The 20,865-nt window shown below is 69.4% G+C and carries 21 protein-coding genes; 17 read left to right on the forward strand and 4 right to left on the reverse strand.

Annotation, left to right across the window (positions count from 1 at the left end; translation table 11 throughout):
• Positions 1-10 precede the first annotated feature (10 nt).
• The 5 genes from ssuD to gspK all read left to right on the forward strand — a co-directional run bounded on the left by ssuD (position 11) and on the right by gspK (position 4,236).
• Entirely contained in the window at positions 11-1,159 is a 1,149-nt protein-coding gene (gene ssuD, locus LRS53_RS00100) for an FMNH2-dependent alkanesulfonate monooxygenase (RefSeq protein ID WP_017639829.1), read from the forward strand.
• An 11-nt stretch (positions 1,160-1,170) separates the two neighbouring features.
• A complete protein-coding gene (gene ssuC / locus LRS53_RS00105; protein ID WP_093255924.1) occupies positions 1,171-1,959 on the forward strand; it encodes an aliphatic sulfonate ABC transporter permease SsuC in 789 nt (262 codons plus the stop codon).
• A complete protein-coding gene (ssuB, locus tag LRS53_RS00110) occupies positions 1,956-2,765 on the forward strand; it encodes an aliphatic sulfonates ABC transporter ATP-binding protein (protein ID WP_231354382.1) in 810 nt (269 codons plus the stop codon). The genes ssuC and ssuB overlap by 4 nt, the downstream gene beginning before the upstream one ends.
• A gap of 23 nt (positions 2,766-2,788) precedes the next feature.
• Positions 2,789-3,004 carry a TOBE domain-containing protein gene (locus LRS53_RS00115; protein ID WP_010795839.1) on the forward strand — a complete coding sequence of 72 codons (216 nt, stop codon included), beginning with the start codon at positions 2,789-2,791 and terminating at the stop codon, positions 3,002-3,004.
• Positions 3,005-3,216: 212 nt separating this feature from the next.
• Positions 3,217-4,236, forward strand: a complete 1,020-nt coding sequence (gene gspK, locus LRS53_RS00120; RefSeq protein WP_231354385.1) for a type II secretion system minor pseudopilin GspK — start codon at positions 3,217-3,219, stop codon at positions 4,234-4,236.
• Between the two features lie 255 nt (positions 4,237-4,491).
• Here the strand turns inward: gspK and LRS53_RS00125 are convergent, their stop codons facing one another.
• Complete coding sequence (locus LRS53_RS00125) at positions 4,492-6,528, reverse strand: PhoX family protein (RefSeq protein WP_231354387.1); 2,037 nt, start codon at positions 6,526-6,528, stop codon at positions 4,492-4,494.
• Between the two features lie 196 nt (positions 6,529-6,724).
• Between LRS53_RS00125 and LRS53_RS00130 the strand changes: the two genes are divergently transcribed.
• From LRS53_RS00130 to LRS53_RS00185, 12 genes are read left to right on the forward strand one after another with little or no spacing between them, the layout of a single operon-like run.
• Entirely contained in the window at positions 6,725-8,395 is a 1,671-nt protein-coding gene (locus tag LRS53_RS00130) for a lipoprotein UxpA (protein WP_231354395.1), read from the forward strand.
• Entirely contained in the window at positions 8,395-9,162 is a 768-nt protein-coding gene (locus LRS53_RS00135) for a hypothetical protein (RefSeq protein ID WP_231354399.1), read from the forward strand. Before LRS53_RS00130 ends, LRS53_RS00135 begins: the two co-directional genes overlap by 1 nt.
• Positions 9,159-11,168 (forward strand): type II secretion system secretin GspD, encoded by a 2,010-nt coding sequence (gspD, locus tag LRS53_RS00140; protein WP_231354407.1) that lies wholly within the window; start codon positions 9,159-9,161, stop codon positions 11,166-11,168. The genes LRS53_RS00135 and gspD overlap by 4 nt, the downstream gene beginning before the upstream one ends.
• A complete protein-coding gene (locus tag LRS53_RS00145; protein ID WP_231354409.1) occupies positions 11,168-12,625 on the forward strand; it encodes a GspE/PulE family protein in 1,458 nt (485 codons plus the stop codon). Before gspD ends, LRS53_RS00145 begins: the two co-directional genes overlap by 1 nt.
• Positions 12,626-12,649: 24 nt before the next feature.
• Positions 12,650-13,855 carry a type II secretion system inner membrane protein GspF gene (gene gspF / locus LRS53_RS00150; RefSeq protein WP_231354417.1) on the forward strand — a complete coding sequence of 402 codons (1,206 nt, stop codon included), beginning with the start codon at positions 12,650-12,652 and terminating at the stop codon, positions 13,853-13,855.
• A gap of 23 nt (positions 13,856-13,878) precedes the next feature.
• Positions 13,879-14,319: a type II secretion system major pseudopilin GspG gene (gene gspG / locus LRS53_RS00155; protein WP_017639819.1), complete on the forward strand. Its 441-nt coding sequence runs from the start codon at positions 13,879-13,881 to the stop codon at positions 14,317-14,319.
• A 6-nt stretch (positions 14,320-14,325) separates the two neighbouring features.
• Entirely contained in the window at positions 14,326-14,784 is a 459-nt protein-coding gene (locus LRS53_RS00160; protein ID WP_231354420.1) for a GspH/FimT family pseudopilin, read from the forward strand.
• The gene (locus LRS53_RS00165) at positions 14,781-15,125 is read left to right on the forward strand and encodes a type II secretion system protein (RefSeq protein WP_231354422.1); all 345 of its coding nucleotides are present in this window, start codon (positions 14,781-14,783) and stop codon (positions 15,123-15,125) included. Before LRS53_RS00160 ends, LRS53_RS00165 begins: the two co-directional genes overlap by 4 nt.
• Entirely contained in the window at positions 15,122-15,709 is a 588-nt protein-coding gene (locus LRS53_RS00170) for a prepilin-type N-terminal cleavage/methylation domain-containing protein (protein WP_231354433.1), read from the forward strand. The genes LRS53_RS00165 and LRS53_RS00170 overlap by 4 nt, the downstream gene beginning before the upstream one ends.
• Before the next feature lie 4 nt (positions 15,710-15,713).
• On the forward strand, positions 15,714-16,880 hold the full coding sequence (locus LRS53_RS00175) for a general secretion pathway protein GspL (RefSeq protein ID WP_231354436.1): 1,167 nt from the start codon (positions 15,714-15,716) through the stop codon (positions 16,878-16,880).
• Complete coding sequence (locus tag LRS53_RS00180; RefSeq protein WP_231354439.1) at positions 16,877-17,299, forward strand: hypothetical protein; 423 nt, start codon at positions 16,877-16,879, stop codon at positions 17,297-17,299. Before LRS53_RS00175 ends, LRS53_RS00180 begins: the two co-directional genes overlap by 4 nt.
• Positions 17,296-17,988, forward strand: coding sequence for a hypothetical protein (locus LRS53_RS00185; protein ID WP_231354449.1), 693 nt, complete (start codon positions 17,296-17,298; stop codon positions 17,986-17,988). The genes LRS53_RS00180 and LRS53_RS00185 overlap by 4 nt, the downstream gene beginning before the upstream one ends.
• A 14-nt stretch (positions 17,989-18,002) precedes the next feature.
• On the opposite strand, the gene LRS53_RS00190 is transcribed toward LRS53_RS00185, so the two are convergent.
• From LRS53_RS00190 to LRS53_RS00200, 3 genes are all read right to left on the reverse strand, one after another.
• On the reverse strand, positions 18,003-18,563 hold the full coding sequence (locus LRS53_RS00190; protein ID WP_231354451.1) for an RBBP9/YdeN family alpha/beta hydrolase: 561 nt from the start codon (positions 18,561-18,563) through the stop codon (positions 18,003-18,005).
• Positions 18,564-18,807: 244 nt separating this feature from the next.
• The gene (locus LRS53_RS00195; RefSeq protein ID WP_007162355.1) at positions 18,808-19,428 is read right to left on the reverse strand and encodes an NAD(P)H-dependent oxidoreductase; all 621 of its coding nucleotides are present in this window, start codon (positions 19,426-19,428) and stop codon (positions 18,808-18,810) included.
• Entirely contained in the window at positions 19,415-20,809 is a 1,395-nt protein-coding gene (locus LRS53_RS00200) for a class II fumarate hydratase (protein ID WP_017639811.1), read from the reverse strand. Before LRS53_RS00200 ends, LRS53_RS00195 begins: the two co-directional genes overlap by 14 nt.
• Between the last annotated feature and the right edge of the window lie 56 nt (positions 20,810-20,865).

Raw genomic sequence — 20,865 nt, forward strand, 5'->3', positions numbered from 1 at the left:
AGAACGCCCTATGAGTCTCGATATCTTCTGGTTCCTGCCGACCCACGGCGATGGCCACTACCTAGGTACCGCCGAAGGCGCCCGCGCGGTCGACCACGGCTACCTGACCCAGGTCGCCCAGGCCGCCGATCGCCTGGGCTTCGGCGGGGTGCTGATCCCCACCGGCCGCAGTTGCGAGGATTCCTGGCTGGTGGCCGCTTCGCTGATTCCGGTCACTCAGAAACTCAAGTTCCTCGTGGCCCTGCGCCCAGGGATCATCTCGCCCACGGTGGCGGCGCGGCAGGCGGCCACCCTGGATCGCCTGTCCGGCGGCCGGGCGCTGTTCAACCTGGTCACCGGCGGCGATCCCGACGAACTGGCCGGCGACGGCCTGCACCTGTCTCACAGCGAGAGATACGAAGCCTCGGTGGAGTTCACCCGCATTTGGCGTCGTGTGCTGGAAGGCGAGACGGTGGACTACGACGGCAAGCACATCCAGGTAAAGGGCGCCAAGCTGCTCTATCCGCCGCTGCAACAACCGCGCCCACCGTTGTATTTCGGCGGCTCCTCCGATGCCGCCCAGGACCTGGCCGCCGAGCAGGTGGAGCTGTACCTGACCTGGGGCGAGCCCCTGGACGCGGTGCGCGAGAAGATCGAGGCGGTCAAGGTCAAGGCGGCCGCCCAGGGCCGCACGGTGCGCTTCGGCATCCGCCTGCACGTGATCGTCCGCGAGACCAATGAAGAGGCCTGGAAGGCCGCCGACCGGCTGATCGCCAACCTGGACGATGCCACCATCGAAAAGGCCCAGGCCGCCTTCGCCCGCTTCGACTCGGTCGGCCAGCAGCGCATGGCCGCCCTGCACGGGGGCCGTCGCGACAACCTGGAGATCGCGCCCAACCTATGGGCCGGTGTCGGCCTGGTGCGTGGTGGTGCCGGGACGGCCCTGGTCGGCGACGGTCCCACCGTGGCCGCGCGGGTCAAGGAATACGCCGCCCTGGGCATCGACACCTTCATCTTCTCCGGCTATCCGCATCTGGAGGAATCCTACCGGGTGGCCGAGCTGCTGTTCCCGCACCTGCCGGTCAAGCGCCCGACCCAAGTGGAAGGCGCCAACTACGTGAGTCCCTTCGGCGAGATGGTGGCCAACGACATCCTGCCGCAAAAAGCGGCTCAGAGTTGAGGAGGGCGGGCATGAGCAGCACGACCGAACGTCAATTGCAGCGCCTGGCGCCCTGGCTGGTGCCCGTGGCCCTGCTCGCCGCCTGGCAGCTGTCGGTGAGCAGCGGCCTGCTCTCCAGCCGCATCCTGCCGTCGCCGGCGGCGGTGCTGGAGGCGGGCTGGAGTCTGGTCAAGAGCGGCGAGCTCTGGCAACACCTGGCCATCAGCGGCTGGCGCGCCGGCATCGGCTTCGCCATCGGCGGCAGCATCGGCCTGGCGCTGGGCTTCATCACCGGGCTGTCGAAATGGGGCGAGCGCCTGCTCGACAGCACCCTGCAGATGGTGCGCAACGTACCGCACCTGGCACTGATCCCGCTGGTGATCCTCTGGTTCGGCATCGACGAGTCGGCCAAGTTGTTCCTGGTGGCCCTAGGGGTGTTTTTCCCCATCTACCTCAACACCTACCACGGCATCCGCAACGTCGACCCGGCGCTGGTGGAGATGGCCCGCAGCTACGGCCTCTCCGGGGCGCGGCTGTTCTGGCACGTGGTGCTGCCGGGTGCCTTGCCGGCCATCCTGGTGGGGGTACGTTTCGCCCTCGGCCTGATGTGGCTGACGCTGATCGTCGCCGAGACCATTTCCGCCAGTTCCGGCATCGGCTACCTGGCGATGAACGCCCGGGAATTCCTGCAAACCGACATCGTGGTGCTGGCCATCCTGCTCTATGCCGTACTGGGCAAGCTGGCGGATCTGGCCGCCCGCGGCCTGGAACGTGCCTGGCTGCGCTGGCACCCGGCCTATCAGAAAGGAGCCCACGCATGACCAGTCTGCAAGCCGTTCCGCCGCTGGCGCGGGGCATCGCCCTGAAGCTGCAACAGGTGGTGAAGACCTTTGGCGAGCGCACCGTGCTCCATGGGATCGATCTGGAAATCCCGGCCGGCCAGTTCGTTGCCGTGGTGGGTCGCAGTGGCTGCGGTAAGAGCACCCTGCTGCGCCTGGTGGCGGGACTCGACTGCGCCAGTGGCGGCACCCTGCTGGGGCAGAAGGAACCCCTGGCGGAGCATCGCGAAGACACCCGGCTGATGTTCCAGGACGCACGCCTGCTGCCGTGGAAACGCATCATCGACAACGTCGGCCTGGGCCTGAAGGGCGACTGGAAACCGCGCGCCCTGGAAGCCCTGGCGGCGGTCGGCCTGGCCGATCGTGCCCAGGAGTGGCCCTCGGCGCTGTCCGGCGGCCAGAAGCAGCGCGTGGCCCTGGCCCGTGCCCTGATCCACCAGCCACGCCTGCTGTTGCTGGACGAGCCGCTCGGCGCCCTGGATGCCCTGACCCGCATCGAGATGCAGCAGCTCATCGAAGGTCTCTGGCAACGCCACGGCTTCACCGTGCTGCTGGTGACCCACGACGTGGGCGAGGCGGTGGCCCTGGCCGACCGCGTGGTGCTCATCGAAGACGGCCATGTCGGCCTGGATCTCGACGTCACCCTGGCGCGCCCCCGGGCCGCCGGCGATGCCCAGCTGGCCCGCCTGGAAGCCGAGGTGCTGGCCCGGGTGCTGCAGCAACCGCTCAATCCCGATCTACCGGAAATCGTGCAACCCCTGCCCACGCAACTGCGCTGGGCCTACTGATCGCTCATCCGAGGAGTTTTGCCATGACCATCAAGGCCATCAATGTTCGCAACCAGTTCAAGGGCACCATCAAGGAAATCATCGAAGGCTCGGTGCTCTCCGAAATCGACGTCCAGACCGCCGCCGGCATCGTCACCTCCGTCATCACCACCCGCTCGGTCAAGGAGCTGGAACTGGTGGTGGGCAGCGAGGTGATCGCCTTCGTCAAATCCACCGAGGTGTCCATCGCCAAGCTGTGATGAGGCCTTAGTGGTGAGGAACCCGCCCTGGTGGCGGGTTTTTTGTTGGGCGTTGGATTGTTGGGCTTCGCTGGCGCTCAACCCAACCTACCTAGGCTTTGTAGGTTGGGCTGAGACGGATCTATCGTCGAAGCCCAACAGGCATCTGCGTCACTGCCACGATTCTGCAACCTGAGTCGGTTCCAATGCCGCTTTTGCCTGGAGGAACAGGGGTGCGGCGACAAAGGGGCGTGGCCCTGCTGATGGCGCTCTGGGCGCTGGCGCTGGTGGCGGCGCTGTTGCCGGTGCTGCTGGCCGAGGGGCGGGCCGAGCTGCAGCGGGCGCGGTTGCTGGAGCACGAGACCCTGGCGCGGGCGCTGGCGACTGGCGCCGAGCAGGTGGTCACGCAGGGGCTGGTGCAAGCTGGCGCGCGGCAGCGCCCCGAGTTCTGGCGGAGCCTGAGCGGCGAGGTGCTGGCCTATGAGGTGGAAGGCGCCCAGGTCCGTGCCCAGCTGCGCGATCTGCATGGCTGCTTCAACGTCAACGCCCTGGCCGGTCCGGAGCGGGACCTGGCCTTGCGCCAGCTGAAGCGGCTGCTGGCGCAGCGTCCTGGTGGGCTGGGTGAGCCGGGACTGACGGCCGAGGGCTTCGCCGAACGCCTCGCCGACTGGGTCGATGCCGATGGCGAGACCCGTGAATTCGGTCTGGAGACTCCCGATGCCCTGCGCCTGGCGCCACCGGTGCTGGTGCCCAATCTGCCCTTGGCCGAGATAGGTGAGCTGGATCTGATCGTGCCGGCGCGACCCGGTCGGCATCTGCACTTGCGCGAACTCTGCGCGCTGCCGGAAACCTCAGGCTGGCGCCTCAATGCCAATGCCCTGGGGATGAGCCACCTGCCGCTGCTGGAGGCGCTGTTTCTCGGTGAGGTGCCACGGGAGACGCTGCAACTGCTGATCACCGCCCGGCCGGCCCAGGGCTACGCCACTGTCGAGGCCCTGCGCCAGGCCTTGCCGGGGGTAGGGGAGGAGACCTTCAGCCTGTTGACCCAGCGACTGATCCTCAACAGCGGCGACTTCCTGCTCGGGGTCGAGGTGCGTCGCGATGGCCAGGTCTTTCGCCAGGTGCGGCAGCTGGCGGCCCAGGGCGTGAGTCGCTGGCATGCGGCGGTGCCGGCGCAACGGGTGCGCTGGCTGGCGACGCGGGACACCACCCTTTGGGTGCCGGGGCCTGGTGGGGCTGAGGTGTTGCAGTAGCTGATCGCGGCCAGCGCACGCTGAAGCGGCGTTGTCACCGCTCGTCGTAGGTTGGGTTGAGCGTAGCGAAGCCTAACGTAGCGGGGCTTGGGTGCCGGCAATGTTGGGCTTCGACGATGGAGCAGTCTCAGCCCTACCTACGGTCAATCTGGCGCCAGGAGGTGAAAACGCCACAGGACGGATTTCGAATCCGCTACAAAGCAAAAGGCTCCCGCGGTCGTCGCCGACCGGGGAGCCTGGCTATCGCCGACGCGATCAGACGCCGATGGGGCCGCCGTCGAGTTTCTGGATCACCACGGTGGAGGCGCGGGGGCGTACCTTGGTCCCAGCCGGGGTGGCCTCGGTGGCTACTTCGCTGAAGGGCCAGTTGTCCGGATGCTGGACGTTGATGAACATGGTGGTGAGGTCCGGCGTCCAGGTGATGCCGGTGATCTCGCAGCCGTTGGGCCCGACCAGGAAGCGGCGCAGCGCGGTCTGGTTGGTGGCCGAGAGGGCGACCTGCTTGCCGCTGCCGTCCACCACCTGGGCCGGGATGACCGCCAGCAACTGGTCGTTGGTGTACTCGGCCACGGCGTTGTCGCTGTTGTCGGTCTCGATCCAGAGGATGCCGCGGCTGTCGAAGGCCAGGCCGTCGGGGCTGGCGAACTGGTTGAGTTCGGTCAGGCCCGAGCGGTTGATGTCGGGCGCCGCACCGGCGTCCGAGCCGAAGACGAAGATGTCCCAGGTGAAGTCGGTCTGGTTGCTGTTGTCCTTCCAGCGCACGATGTGACCGTTGACGTTGGGCACCCGCGGGTTGGCGGCGTTGGCGGCGGTGCGCGCCGAGTTGTTGGTGAGGGTGACGTAGACCTCGCCGGTGAAGGGGTTGACGGTGGTCCACTCCGGGCGGTCCATGGGGGTCGCGCCCATCGCATCGGCGGCGCCGCGGGTGTTGAGGATGATGCCGGCCAGGTCGCCATAGAGGGCGCCCAGGGTACGGCCGTCCTTGGTCGGCGCATTGACCGTCAGCGGCAGCCACTTGCCGTTGCCGCCGTCGTCGAAGCGGGCGACGTAGAGGGTGCCGTTGTCCAGGTACTTGGCGCCGATGGCCAGGCGGTTGGCCGAGTTGGCGTCGGCCGGATCCCAGGCGGCGGCGGAGACGAACTTGTAGATGTATTCGTTGCGCGAGTCGTCGCCCATGTAGAAGGCCAGCGGCTGGCCGGCGACCGGAATGCCGTAGGCCGAGCCCTCGTGGCGGAAGCGGCCCATGGCGGTGCGCTTGGTGGCGGGCGCGGCGCTGTTGTAGGGATCGATCTCGACGATGTAGCCGTAGCCGCTGGCTTCGTTGCGGAAGTCCTGGGTCGCGCTGGCGCCGGTGGGGGTCAGGTCGAAGCGGCGGAATTCGTTGTCCACCTCGCTGGCGTCACCCGCCGGCGTCTCCCAGCCGTAGTTGCTCTTGTTGGTGATGCCGATGCGCTTCTGGTCGACCGGCAGGGTGCCCTTGTTGATGAAGATGCCCGGCCAGTTCTCCTCGCAGGTGAGGTAGGTGCCCCAGGGGGTGAAGCCGTTGCCGCAGTTGTTGTTGGTACCGCGGGTACGGGTGCCATCGGGCGAGTAGGGGGTGATCAGGTTGGCGTTGCCGCGCAGCGGACCGGCGATTTCCATCGGCGTGGCACTGGTGAAGCGACGGTTCAGGGCGTCGTTGGTGACCACCTGCCAGATGCCGTCGACCTTGCGGATGCGGATCACCGCCGCGCCATGAGCGTTGATTTCCTTGCGCACTTCCTCGGCGGGGCGCTTGCCGTTGGTGGTGGTCGGGCCGTTGGGGTGCAGCACCTTCTGGTCGATGTATTCGTAGTTGATGGCCAGCAGGCCGTCGCTGCTGGAGTTGTTCAGCGGGAAGAAGTGCATGCCGTCGTGGTGCATGCCGGCCGCGTTGGCCTGGTCGGTGGAGGTATTGCTGCCATCGCTGCGCCAGGCGTTGGCCAGGTTGTTCAGCGGGGTACCCCAGGGCGCCAGGGTGCGGGCGCTGTAGCCGGCTGCCAGGACGATGGCGTCGAGGCGCGCGCCGCGGATGGATTCGAAGCCAAGCTTGAGCTGCGGCGCCGGGGTCGGCTGGCTGGGAGCCGGATCGTCGTTCGAGCCGCCACCGCCGTCGAAGCAGGCGGTCAGCCCGCCGCCGGCGATCATGGCGATCGCAGCGCCCAGGCCGCCCTTCATGACGCTGCGGCGCGACAGGTAACGGTCGACGACGGCGTCCAGCGGTTCGTTGCCGCTTTCATTACGGTTACGGTCGTCGCTCGTGAAAGTGCTCATGCGCAAAGCTTCCTTGATTAATCACGGGAGCGGCGACTGTAGGAAGCCTCTGTGATGGTCTGGTGACTGAAAGGTTACAGCCGGTCATTTCCCGGCAGACCATCTGTAACAGTTTGTAACTTGCTGTTTTGTCATGAATTTGTAGCTTTTCGCCGCCTAGGATGCCGCCCTCTCTAGCGCGCAGGGCAGACATCGGATGAGCAACTGGGCACGACGCCAGGTCTTGGGTTGGCTCGCGGCGGGCGCCACGGTGCCGCTGCTGGGCGGCTGTGCCCAGGGCCTCTCGACTCGCTCGGGGGATGCTGATCTGCAACTGCTCTATGTGGCCGACACCCTGGACGCCCGCGAACCCGGCTGGCCGGTGGTGCCACGGGTACGCCTCGGCCCGGCCGGGCGCATCGGCGCCGCGCCCTGGCGCACCGGTGCAGATGCCGCGCGCCTGGCCCCGACGCTGGCGCCTCTGCTGGATGCCGGGCGTGGCGATGGCCAGCGCTACGGTGGCTATGCCGCCCTGGCCTGCCAGCTGATCCAGCTGCGCACCCGTCAGGGCAAGACCCGCAGCCTGACCCTGGAAAATGGCCAGTGCTGGAACGGCAGCGGCCTGACCCAGCTCACTCGCGGCGAAGCCGGGGTGGATGGCAGTCAATTGCTGGGCAGCGAGGTCCGGGTCAGCAGTGACGAACGCCTGCTCTGGCCCGAGCGCAGCGCCGCCCTCTATCGCCGTTATGGTCGTCCGGTACTGGGCGCCACCCTCACCGAGGAACAGCGCAGCGCCCTGGGCGTCGCCCCCTTCACCCTGATTGAGCGCGACGGGGTGCGCATCGCCTTGGTCGGCGTGACCGATCCCTATGCCAGCGATCAGCAGGCGCCCCTGGCCGACTGGTATGCCCGGCTGCGCCCGGTGCTGGCCGAGGCACGGGGCAAGGCCGATCTGCTGGTGGTGCTGGCCGATGTCGGCAGCGGACCGGGCCTGTGGCTGGCCGAGCGGTTGGAGGAAGCGGACCTGCTGCTCTGCGCCCGCGGCCAGGATCTCTGGCCGGAGCTGATCCCGGTGATGCGCGGCAGCGGTCGGCCGCTGCCGGTGTGCCTGCCGGGTTGCCGCGGCGTCGGTATCTTCGAGATCCGCTGCCGGGGTGGTCGCGACGGCTGGCGCCTGGACGCCGTCTTCCATCCGGTGCAGGCCGAGCGGGTGCTCGACCGGGCCCTGCTGGAAAGCCACCAGCGTCAGTTGGCCGTCGCCCGCGCGCCCCATGCCGGTTGGCTCGACCAGCGTCTGGCACGGGCGCCGGTGGACCTCTGGCGCCGTGACCTGCTCGGCGGCAGCTGGGACGCCCTGATCGCCGCGGCCCTGGGCGGTGGCGATGCGCAGCCGGTGCTCCTGCCCGGCCTGAGATACGACCAGCCGCTGCGACGCGGCGACTGGATCACCCGCGAGCACCTGATCGCCCTCTGTGGCGGCCACGAGGCCACGGTGCTGGACCTGCCCACCTCGGCCGACGGCCTGCACACGCTGCTGGAGGAAGCCGCGGACAATCGCTTCGGCGAACCCCTGCTGCTGGACAACAGCCAGGATCTGCCGCGGCTGACGGGCGTCCAGTGGACCTGCCGCTACGGCGCGCCGCGTGGCCAGCGCATCGGACCGGTGCAGGCGCCCCTGGGCGTTTCCTTTACCTGTCGCACCTTCGCCCTGGGGCGCGAGCTCGGCGCCGGTGAGGCGCTGTGGCAACGCCTCGAAGCCTTTCTGCGCGCCCGGCCCGCCGACTGGGGCGTGGCGCCGCTACCCGTGCCACGCCTGGAGTTCGTCGAAGGCCATCCGGGCTGGCATCCGCTGGCCGCCTTGCGCCGCCGTCTGGAGTCTCTGGCCTGATGGCGCGCCTGCTCATCCATCCCCTGGCGTTGCGGCTGCTGACCCTGCTGTGGCTGGGCATCGCCGCCTGGCTGGCGGCGCGGGTGGTCTGCGATCTGCGCCTGCTGTGGCTGCCGACGCCCGTACCCAGTGTCCAGGTCGAGGCGTCTCCCGCCACCGATCTGCTCGCCGGCCATTGGCGCGCCGCCAGCCAGGCGGCGCCCAGCACCCTGCCGATCCAGTGGGTCGGGGCAATCAAGGCGGTGCCCATCGACGGCTCCGTGGTGGTCCTGCGCCACGGCGATCGCCAGCGGTCGCTGGTCCTGGGCGACAGCCTGGCGCCGGGGCTGGTGCTGACCGCCATCGACGCCCAGGGCCTGGTCTTCAGCCGCGCCGGCCGCGAAGAGCGGCTGCCCTGGCCGGCGCCGCGAGCGCTGGTGGGCCTGGCCGCTAGCGATACGGCCAAGCCGGCCACAGTCAAGGCGCCGTCTACGCCAGCGGCGGAGGAGGGTGACCTCGCCAATCTGCTCAGACGCATTCGCGCTACCCCCGTGCGCGAACACGGCGAGTTGACCGGCTACCGCCTGCAACCCGGCGCCGAGCCGGCCTTTTTCAGTGGCCTCGGACTTGAGCCCGGCGACGTGCTGCGCCGGGTGGACGCCGTCCCCGTGGCCGATACCCGGACGCTGCTGCAACGCCTGCCGCATTGGCGCGCCACCGGCGCCCTGACCCTGGAACTGGAACGTCAGGGCCGCGCCCTGGCCCTACCCGTGAGACTGTCCCTGTGAAGAAACGCAGCTATTGCGGCCTGCTCCTCGCCTTCTGGCTGCTCGGCGCCCAGGCCGAACAACGCTTCGAGGTCAATTTCGAGAACACCGAGATCGATCTGTTCATCGAAAGCGTGGGGCGCATCACCGGCACCAATTTCGTCATCGATCCCCGGGTGCGCGGCACCCTGACGGTACGTAGCGCCCAGCCCCTGGCCGCCGATGACGTCTATGCGCTGGCCCTGGCCCAGCTGCGCGCCAATGGCTACGCCGCGGTGGAGCTGGACGACGGCAGCGTGAAGATCCTGCCGGACCAGGCCGCGCGCACCGAGCCGCTGCCGGTGGAGGTGGACGACGGCGCCCCGGCCAAGCCCGGCGCCGGGGATACCGTGGCGACCCGGGTATTCGCCGTGCGCGGCGGCAATCTCGAACAGCTGCTGGGCATCGTCCGCCCGCTGATGGACGCCCGGGTCGGAGTGGCCACGCCCTATCCGGCCAGCAACCTGCTGGTGGTGACCGACTGGCGCAGCAACCTCAGCCGCATCGGCCAGCTGCTGACGCGGCTGGATCGCGGGCGCGACGAGCCGGTGGAGATGATCAGCCTGCGCCATGCCCAGGCGCGCGACACCGCGCCGCTGGTGGAGCGCCTGCTGGCCAGTCGCGGCCAGGCCGGTGGCGGCGTCCAAGTGCTGGCCGACGCCCGCAGCAATGCCCTCATGGTGCGTGGCGACGAAAGCGTGCGGCGCCAGGTGCGCCGACTGGTGGCCGAACTGGACGTCTCTCGCGATGCCGCCAGCGACACCGAGGTGGTCTATCTGCACCATGCCAAGGCCGGCGAGGTGGTCAAGGTACTGCGCGGCCTGAGCGGCGAGGTCACCCAGGAGGCGCGGGTGGAGATCCCCGTGGCCGCCCCTGTCGGTAATACCACCCCTGTGGACGGTGGTGGAGAGGGGGAGGCTCCTCTGCCCAAGGGCAGCGGCGGGGCGTTGGCGCCGGGAGCGCCCGGTATTCGCCTGGAAGCGGACATGGGCACCAATTCCATCGTGCTGATCGGCCCGCCGCGGGAGCTGGCCGGCTACAAACGCATCATCAGCCAGCTGGATATCCGCCGCGCCCAGGTGGTGGTGGAAGCCATCATCGCCGAGATCACCGACACCAAGGCCAACCAGCTGGGCGTCCAGTGGCTGTTCCTCGACCGCAATGGCAACCTGCCGGCGGGCGGCGTCAACTTCACCAATGGCACGCCCATCAACGGTATCGCCGCCGCCGCGGCCAACCAGGACACCAGTGCCCTGGGCAGTCTGCTCTCGGGCATGCAGGGCATCTCCGCCGGCGTCGGGCGCATCGGCGGCAGCGGGTTGAATTTCGTCACCCTGCTGCAGGCCATGCGCAGCGAGAGCGGCTTCAACCTGCTGTCGACACCGACCCTGCTGACCCTGGACAACGCCGAAGCCTCCATCATGGTCGGCCAGGAGGTGCCCTTCGTCACGGGTTCGGTCACCAGCAACAACGCCAATCCCTACCAGACCATCGAGCGTCGCGAAGTGGGGGTGAAGCTCCGTCTCAAGCCGCAGATCAACGAGGGCGACACGGTGCGCATGGAGATCGTCCAGGAGGTCTCGTCCCTGGCCGACAACGTGCGTGCCAGCGACGTGGTCACCAACAAGCGCGAGATCAAGACCACGGTGATGGTGGAGGACAATGGCCTCATCGTCCTGGGCGGCCTGATCAGCAACGAGGGCAACGACAGCGACCAGCGGGTGCCGCTGCTGGGCGACGTGCCGGTGCTGGGCAATCTGTTCAAGTCGCGTACCCGCTCCAGCACCAAGCAGAATCTGGTGGTGTTCATCCGCCCGCGCATCCTGCGCGATCCGGCGCTGGTGCAGCAGATCAGCGAGGACAAGTACCGCGGCATGCGCGCCGCCGCCCCGGCCGCGGCTTTGCCGGCCACACCGCCGGGTACGCGCGGTGCGCCCACCCTGCAGAGTCTCTATCCCTCGGCGCGGGCGCGCCTGGACGGCCTCTGATGACGCCGACGCTGCCCTATCGTCTGGCGCGCCAGGCCGGCATCGCCCTGGCCGCAGCACCCGAGGGCTATCGGCTGCTGTGCCGCCTGGATGCGGACCTGGCGTTGCTGCAGGAGGTGCAGCGTCGCCACGGTCCCCCGCAAGGCTGCGAATGGCTCCCGCGCGAGGTCTTCGAGCAGCGCCTGGGCCCGCTCTATGAAGCCGGGCAGGCCAGCACCGAGGCGCTGGTGGAAGGGCTCGGCGAGACCGTCGACCTGGCCGGGCTGATGGAGGAATTGCCACGGGTCGAGGACCTGCTCGACAGCGCTGGCGAGGCGCCGGTGATCCGCCTGATCAACGCCCTGTTCGCCGAGGCGCTGCGCCTGGACGCCTCCGACCTGCACGTGGAGACCTTCGAGCAGGCGCTGGTGGTGCGGGTGCGGGTGGATGGGGTGCTGCGCGAGCTGCTGCGCCCGCCGCGGGCGCTGTCGGCCATGCTGGTGTCGCGGATCAAGGTCATGGCGCGGCTGGACATCGCCGAGAAGCGCCAGCCCCAGGATGGCCGCATCACCCTCAGAGCCAGCGGTCGCGACGTCGACATCCGCGTCTCGACCCTGCCCGGCGTCCATGGCGAGCGGGTGGTCATGCGCATCCTCGACAAGCAGGCCAGCCTGCTGGAGCTCTCGCGCCTCGGCCTGCCACCGGCCATCGATGCCGGCCTGCGCGGTGCCCTGGCCCAGCCCAATGGCATCCTGCTGGTCACCGGCCCCACCGGGTCGGGCAAGACCACTACCCTCTATGCCAGCCTCGGGCTGCTCAACGAAGGCAGCCGCAGCATCCTCACCGTGGAAGACCCGGTGGAATACGCCTTGCCCGGCATCGGCCAGACGCCGGTCAACCCTCGTGCCGGCCTGACCTTCGCCAGCGGCCTGAGGGCCATCCTGCGCCAGGATCCGGACGTCATCATGATCGGCGAGATCCGCGACGTGGAGACCGCCGGCATCGCCGTGCAGGCCAGTCTCACCGGCCACCTGGTGCTCTCCACCCTGCACACCAACAGCGCCCTGGGCGCCATCACCCGGCTGCGCGACATGGGCGTGGAGCCCTTCTTGCTGGCGTCGAGCCTCAAGGGCGTGCTGGCCCAACGGCTGGTACGACGGTTGTGCAGCTGCGCGGCCTGGCGTCCACTGCGGGCGGCCGAACAGACGCTGCTGCCAGGGCTGGCCGGGCTCGAACGGCTGCGCGAGCCCCAGGGTTGCCCAAGCTGCAATGGCAGCGGCTATCGCGGTCGCCTGGGGCTCTACGAATTCGTCGCCCTGGACGCCGAACTGGCCGAGCTCATCTATCGCGGCGCCGGTGAAGGCGAGATGGCCCGGTTGCTGGAAGGCCGCCGCGCCAGCCTGGCCGAGAGCGCCCTGGAGCGCCTGGCGGCAGGCGAGACCAGCCTGGCGGAGGTGCTGCGTGCGGTGCACCAGTAAGGTCCCTGGCGGAGCGCTGCGCTGATGCCGGCCTACCGCTACCTGGCGCTGGACGGCGACGGGCGTCGCCAGCGCGATATCATCCAGGCCGAGAGCGAGCGCCATGCCCGCCAGTTGCTGCGCGAGCGCGGCCTCTTTCCCCGCGAGGTGCAGGCGACCGGTCCGGCACGGGGGATCCGCAACCGTGCCGGGCGGCTGGACGCCAACAGCCGCACCGATTTCACCCGCCAGCTGGCGACCCTGGTGGGCGCCGCCATTCCGCTGGCCGAGGCCCTGCAGATGCTGGAGCGCCAGAGTCGCCAGGCGGCGCTCAAGGCGCTGCTGCTGGATCTGCTGGGCCAGGTGCGCGAGGGCTACACCCTGGCCGACAGCCTGGGGCGCCATCCGGGCACCTTCGATCCGCTGTACCTGACCCTGGTGGCCGCTGGCGAACGGGCCGGGCGCCTGGGCCCGGTGCTGGAACGCCTGGCCGACTATCTCGAACGGGTGCAGCGCCAACGCCACAAGGCGCGCACCGCGCTCATCTATCCGCTGGCGCTGGCCCTGGTGTCGATCGCCGTGGTGGCGGGGCTGATGACCTTCGTGGTGCCCAAGCTCACCGAGCAATTCATCCACAGCGGCCTGCAACTGCCCTGGATCACCCGCGCCCTGGTGGCCGTCAGCGACGGTCTGCTGGTCTTCGGACCCTGGTTGCTGGGCCTGGTGTTGCTGGTCGGCCTAGGTGTGCAGCGCCTGTTGCGCCAGGTTGAGTGGCGGCGACGCTGGCACCGGCAGCTGCTGCGCCTGCCGCGCCTGGGCGAGTTGCTGCGCACCCTCGACAGCGCCCGCCTGACCCGCAGCCTGGCGATCCTGGTTGGCAGCGGCATCCCGGTGCTCGAAGGCCTGCAGGTCAGTCGCGCCACCCTGGGCAACCAGGTGCTGCGCGATGCCCTGGAAGCCGCCATCGAGCAGGTCACCGCCGGCACTGGCCTTGGCCGGGCGCTGGATCGCAGCGGCGTCTTTCCCCCCTTGCTGGTGAACATGGTCGCCAGCGGCGAGGCCAGCGGCACCCTGGACGCCATGCTGGAACGGGTCGCCGATGCCCAGGAGCGCGACTTCAACCAGCAGGTGGACCTGGCCCTGGCGCTGTTCGAGCCGGTGCTGATCCTGGTGCTCGGTGGGGTGGTGCTGGCCATCGTGCTCGCCATCCTGCTGCCCATCATGCAGCTCAACCAGGCGCTCAACCTCTGATGCACCCCAAGGAGACTTTCGCGATGCCTTCCCATGCCGTACCCGCCCGCCAGGCCGGCTTCACCCTCATCGAGATCATGGTGGTGATCTTCATCATCGGCCTGCTAGTGGCCATCGTCGCGCCCAATGTGCTGGACAACCAGGACAAGGCCATGCAGCAGAAGGCCCGCGCCGATCTCGCCAGCCTGGAGCAGGCGCTGGACATGTACCGCCTGGACAACCTGCGCTATCCCACCGCCGAGCAGGGTCTCGCCGCCCTGGTGAGCAAGCCGACCCAGGCCCCCGAGCCGCGCAACTATCGCGCCGACGGCTATATCCGCCGCCTGCCGGAGGACCCCTGGGGCGCCGCCTATCGCTATCGCATCCCCGGCGAGCATGGCCGGGTGGATCTCTACAGCCTCGGCGCCGACGGCCGCGAAGGCGGCGAGGGCAGCGATGCCGACATCGGCAACTGGACCCTCTGAACTGCCATGCCAGGGCGCCAGGGCGGTTTCACCCTGCTGGAGCTGATGGTCGTGCTCTTGATCGTCGGGCTGCTGACCACCGTGGGCGTGGCGCGCCTGGGCGGCGGCAGTCCGGCCGGGCAGTGGCGGCTGGAAAGCCTCGCGGGCGACTTCCAGCTGGCGCGGGACAGCGCCCGTCACAGCGGGCGCATCCTCGGCTGGCAGGCCGACGCCAGCGGCTTTCGCTATCTGCAGCTGGTGGCCGATGCCCAGGGCCCGCGCTGGCAACCCCTGGGCAGCGCCGATCTACCCGACGGGCGCTGGCCCAGCGGTTTGCAATTGGCCGAGCCGGTGAGTGCGCAGCCGCGGCTGGTCTGGTGGCCGAACGGCGATACCCAAGGCCAGCACCTGGCCTTCGCCGAAGAAGAGCGGCAATGGCTGCTGGTGGTCGATGCGCGGGGTCGTGCCGCGGTGGAGCGTCCATGAACCAGCGCGGTTTCACCCTGCTGGAGGTGCTGGTGGCCCTGGCCATCGTCGCCTTCATGGCGGTGGGCGTCAGCCAGGTGATCGGCCAGCGGCTGGACATCGCCGGCGTCGCCCAGGCCCGCGAACGGGCCCAGCTCTGCGCCCGCGAACTCCAGGCCCGCTGGCAGGTGGAAGGCCTGACCGCCAGTCAGGGCGAACTGAGCCGGGGCGGCGAGCGCTGCTACTGGCGGCTGGAGGGCGCGGGCGGGCCCCTGGGCGGGCAACGCCTGGCGCTCTATGCCGATGCCGCCCTCGGTCGGAGCCTGGGCGACTGGCCGATCCATGCCGGAGCCCAACCATGAGGGGCCAGGCGGGCATGACCCTGATCGAGGTGCTGCTGGCCATCGCCCTCACGGCGCTGCTCGCCGTGCTGCTGGGTGGGCTGGTCAATCTCTGGCTCGACGCCCGCGGCCGCCTGGCTGCGCGGGAGTCGACCGATGCGCGGGTACTGGACCTCTGCGGCCTGCTGGATCGCCGCCTGGGTGGCCTGGTCCTGCGCCCGCTGCAGGAGCACCGTCTGCCGCTGCACAACGCCCTGCTGGACTGGCACCCCGACGAGCACCGGCTGGACTGGGTCGCCCTGGATGCCCTGCCGCTGAGTGAGGGACAGGGCGCCGGTCGCCTGCGCCGCCAGCGCCTGGAATGGGATGCCGACCAGGAGCGGCTGCGACTGTGGCGCAGCGCCGAGTTGGATGCGGTGGAGGCCCCGGTCTGGCAACCGGTGCTCAACCAACCTGGCATCGAGCGCCTGCAACTGGAATTCCACGGCGGCGGGCGCTGGCTCGCCTATCCGCCCCAGGCCGAACCCGCCAATGGGGTACGGCTGACCTTTACCGTGCAGGGTGCCGGCTATGTCTGCACCTTCGCCCTGCCTCAGACAGGTTGACCCCATGCTCGCCTCCCTCCCGTTCGGGCGCCTGCTGCCCCTGTTGCGCCGCGACCTCAGCCCGGCCCAGAGTTCCGCGCGCCTGCTCCTGCGCACGCGGCGACCCGGTCCGCCGGGCCCGGACAATCCGCTGGTGGCCGCGCGCCTCCAGGACGACCGGCTGCAAGCCGCGGCGGCGCTGCCAGAGGCCGCCCAGCCGGTGACCCTGCTGCTGCACGGTGAGGACTGCAGCCTGTTCGACGTCGCCGCGCCCAAGGGTCTGCGTCCCCACGAGTGGGGCCTGCTGCTGGAAGACCAGTTGCTGGCGGACGCCAGCGGCCAGCAACTGGTCTGCCTGGGTCGCGCTCCTGGCCGGTTGCGCCTGCTGGCCCTCGACCGGGCGCTGCTGGAGGCCTGGCGTGAGCACTGCGCCGCCTGCGGCTGGACGGTGGCCGGCTGCTGGGTCGACTTCCAGTTCTTGCCCGAGCCCACCGCGGAGGGTGGGATCGGCGTGCGCCTGGGCGACAGTCTGAGATTCAAGACCCGCGTGGCGGATCGCGACGTCTGGCTGACCTGGCCCAGCGCGCTCCAGGCGAGTCTGCCGCCAGCCTTGGCCACTCTGCTCGACGCCGATCCCGAGGCCACCGTCGCACCCCTCTGGCCCCAGCCCGCCGCCGGCGTGGCGCCCCAGGATCTCTGGCCACGGCAAGGCCAGCGCCGCCGTCGAGCGTCCTTGGGGCTGCCACGGCCCCTGGTACTGGGCATGGCCGCCGCTGCGGTGCTGGCTGCGATGCACCTGGGGCTGCAGCAGGTGCAGCACTGGCGCCAGGCCCAGACGGACCGGGCCTATGTCGCCCAGCGTCTGGGCCTGCCTAGCGACCGGCTCGATGCCGGCCGCGCCGCGCGCGAACTCCAGCTGGCCAGCCGGACCCAACGGCAGCTGGAGGGCCAGTGGCGCCTCTGGCAGCGGCTCGGGGGTCCGCTCGGCGCCGTCTTGAATACTCAGCCCGGCCTGCGCCTGGTGGAGTGGTCGCTGGACGAGCAGGGCATCCGGGTGGTGCTGGACGGGCCAGCCAGCCTGGACAAGGCCTTGCGCACCCGACTCGGCGAGGAATTCGCTACCCTGCAGTGGCAACGGCAGGCCGGGCGCCTGACCCTGCGCCTGGCGGCCCCGACGGAGAAGCGACCATGAGCACCCTTTTGCAGCGCTGGCAGCGGCTGCCCGCCGAGCACCAGCGACTGGTCCTCGGCGGCCTGGTCATCCTGTTGCTGGCCGCCATCCTGTTGCTGCGCCCTGCGCCAGGCGGTCGACCCGTCTCGGTGGACTGGGTCCGCCTCGCCGAAGAGGCTCGGGCGCTGCCCGTCGCCCAGCCGTTGCAGGAGGCGGACTGGCGCGGTGCGGTTGACGGTGTGACCTTCAGCGCCCTGACCCTGGGCGAGCCGGTCTGGCACCTGCGCGGAGACGCGGTGAATGTGGCCGCCGTGGAGCGGCTGCAGGCCTGGGCGCGTGCGCGTGGCTGGTTGCCCAAGACCCTTAGGATCCACAGCCAGCCGACGGGCGTGGCCTTCGAACTGGAAGTCCTGGCGGTGCTGGTGGAGCGCGCGCCATGACTCGCTGGCTCGTGCGCCTGGCGTTCACCCTGTTCGCCTGCCTGATCTTCGCCCTGGGCTGCCTGCTCTACTGGCCGGCCGCGGACTGGCTGCCACGCCTGCTGCCGCCCCAGGTCACCCCGGTCGGCTTGCAGGGCTCCTTGCTCGGCGGCGGCATGCAGCGCCTCGCCTGGCCCGGTGGTGGCGCCGGGCCCTGGCAGTGGCACCTGCGCTGGCCGGGCAGGCTGCAGGTCACGGTAGGCGAGCCCGAAGGTGCACCCTGGGGACTGACCCTGAGCGGCTGGCCCTGGCAGTGGCGGGCCGATCTCGCCGGTGGCGATCTGCGCTGGGTGCAAACACCGGGGAGCGCACTGCTCGCCGGTCGGCTGGTCGGCGACGTCCGCCTCGGGGGCAGCTGGCGCCGTTGCCAGGCGACCGGTGGCGCCTGGCAGGGCGATGGCCTGCAGATCCTGGTGCCCCGGCGACTCAGCCTGGGCGACGTTCGGCTGCAGGTGGATTGCCAGACCGCACCCTGGTTGCAGGGCCTCTTCGAGCGCCCCGGCCAGCATCGTCTGGACTTGCGCCTGAGCCTGGCCAATTGGCGGGGTCAGGTGCAGGGTACGGCGCAGCCCGGCAGCGACATCGCACCGGTGCTGCAGAGCATCGGCTGGCTCAGGGCCGGCCAGACCCAGGTCATGGGGCGTTTCTGAGCGCTGAGCGCGGCTCAGGCGACCCGCAGGCCCTGGGCCGATCCGAGCTTCGCCAGCTGCAGCAGACCCTCTTCCCACTGCCGATGCCCCGAGCGGGTATTGATATGGCCGGCGCCGGACAGGATGTCCAGCTCGCTGCCCCAGGCCTGCGCCAGGGCTTCGGCCCGCGCCAGGCTGATGGCATGGTCGTTGTCCGAGGTCACCACCCGCGAGGGAAAGGGCAACGGCTGGCGGGGCAAGGGCGCGAAACCCACCAGCTCCGCCGGGCAACTCGGGCGCTCGACGTCGGCCGGCGCCACCAGCAAGGCGGCCAGCACCCGCTGCCGACGCGCCACCGGAGCGCTGGCGGCCCAGCGCGCGACGGTCACGCAGCCCAGGCTATGGGCGATCAGCACCACGGGTGAGGGCGAGCTGGCGATGGCCTGGTCGAGGGCATCCACCCACCGTTGCGGATCGGGGCGTTGCCAGTCGTCTTGTTCGACACGACGGGCGTCCGGCAGCAGGCGTTGCCAGTGGGTCTGCCAATGTTCAGGGCCAGAGCCCTGCCAACCGGGAAGGATGAGATAGCGGGTCATGGCGGATCTCCGCGGACGAAAGAGGAGAGCCGATAGTGCCGATGGATGATCCGCAGGAGAAAGAATAAAAGGCGCTTTGGTTATGCCAGGCTTCGGTTTGCAGCGACGAAATCGCGGCCATGCCGGTCCGCCGATGCGGCCGCTCCTACGGAACTCAGGCGTCTTGCTGATCGCGGCCATGGGCCGCTCCTACGGATTGTCCAAGGTGTAGGAGCGGCCCATGGCCGCGATAGAAAACGTGCAACTACTCGTTCCGCCCCAACCGCTCCACTTCCTGCAACCAACGCAACCGCTGCTCCTCGTCGGCTGCCCGCACTGGCGAATACTCGTGGACCTGCAGCACCTGGATACCGCAGGCCTCGAGGCCCTCCTGGATGCCCTGGCGATGGGGCGCCTGGTTGCGCAGGCGCTGCCAGGGGGAGGGCGGGGTGTCGGAGGTCACCAGCAACTCGGCGCTGCGGCCGGTCAGCAGGGGTTCGCCGCCCCAGGTCTGGTCGCGCTGGGCAAAGGCGAAGCCCGGTTGCAGCACCCGTTCAAGAAAGCCCGCCAATACCGCCGGCAAGCCGTTCCACCACACCGGGTAGATGAACACCAGGTGCTCGGCCCAGTGGATCTGCCGCTGGGCTTCCAGCAGATCCGGCTCCAGGGTCTGGGAGAGGTCATAGCCTTCGCGCAGCACCGGATCGAACTGGGCATCGGCCAACTTGAGCTGGCGCACCACCTGGCCGCTAGCCTGGGCGCCCTGGACATAGGCGTCGGCCAGCGACTGGCAGAAACTGGTGCGCTTGGGATTGCCCTGGATGACCAGCAGGCGCCGGCCATCTCCCTCCAGCGGCGTGGCGCCGCGGGCCTCAGCCACGGCCACCGGCTTCCAGCATGGTCTCCGGGCGTACCCACTGATCGAACTGCTCGTCGGTCAGGTAGCCAAGCTCCAGCGCGGCGGCGCGCAGGGTTTTGTTCTCGGCATAGGCCTTCTTGGCGATCTCGGCGGCCTTGTCGTAGCCGATGTGCGGATTGAGCGCCGTCACCAGCATCAATCCCTGTTCCAGGTGCTCGGCCATCTTGTGCTCGTCCGGCTCCATGCCGGTGACGCAATGGGTGTTGAAGTTGCGGCTACCATCGGCCAGCAGGCGGATGGATTCCAACACGTTGTGGGCGATCACCGGCTTGTAGACATTGAGTTGCAGATGACCTTGGCTCGCGGCGAAACCCACGGTGACGTCGTTGCCGATCACCTGACAGGCCAGCATCGACAGGGCCTCGCACTGGGTCGGGTTGACCTTGCCCGGCATGATGGAACTGCCCGGCTCGTTGGCCGGCAGCTTCACCTCGGCGAAACCGGCGCGCGGACCGGAGCCCAGCAGACGCAGGTCGTTGGCGATCTTCATCAGGGCCACGGCCAGGGTCTTGAGCCCGCCGTGCAGGGCCACCAGCGGTTCATGGCCGGCGAGGGCGGCGAACTTGTTCGGCGCGGTGACGAAGGGTAGGCCGGTGAGTTCGGCGATTTCCTTGGCGATGGCTTCGTCGAAGCCCTTGGGTGCATTGAGGCCGGTGCCCACGGCGGTGCCGCCCTGGGCCAGTTCCAGGACCGCCGGCAGGGCGTTGCGGATGGCCCGCTCGGCCAGATCCAGCTGGGCGACGAAGGCCGACAGCTCCTGGCCGAAGGTCACTGGCGTCGCATCCATCATGTGGGTGCGGCCGGTCTTGACCAGGTTCTGGTAGCGCGCCGATTGCAGCGCCAGGCCGCCGGACAGCTCGGCGATGGCCGGCAGCAGGTCGTTCTGCACCGCCAGGGCGGTGGCGATGTGCATGGCGGTGGGGAAGCAGTCGTTGGAGCTCTGGCCGCGATTGACGTGGTCATTGGGATGGACCGGCTTCTTGCCGCCCATGCCGTTGCCGGCCAGTTCGTTGCTGCGCCCGGCGATGACCTCGTTGACGTTCATGTTGCTCTGGGTGCCACTGCCGGTCTGCCAGACCACCAGGGGGAACTGGTCATCGTGGAAGCCGTCGAGGATCTCGCTGCTGGCCTTTTCGATCAGGGTGGCGACATCTTCCGGCAATTCGCCAAGGCGCAGATTGACCCGCGCGGCCGCCTTCTTCACCGTCGCCAGGGCATGCACTACCGCCAGCGGCATCTGCTGGTTGCCGATGGCGAAGTTCTCCAGCGATCGCTGGGTCTGGGCGCCCCAGTAGACGTCGTCGGCTACTTCGATGGGGCCGATGCTATCGGTTTCGGTACGGCTCATGGCGGTCTCCGCTTATAGAGTGTGGGTCCAGCTAGCTTGGGCAGCAGCTTAGCGCC

Origin of the sequence: Pseudomonas sp. PLB05, assembly GCF_021106615.1 — a bacterium.
GTDB classification, from domain to species: domain Bacteria; phylum Pseudomonadota; class Gammaproteobacteria; order Pseudomonadales; family Pseudomonadaceae; genus Chryseomonas; species Chryseomonas benzopyrenica.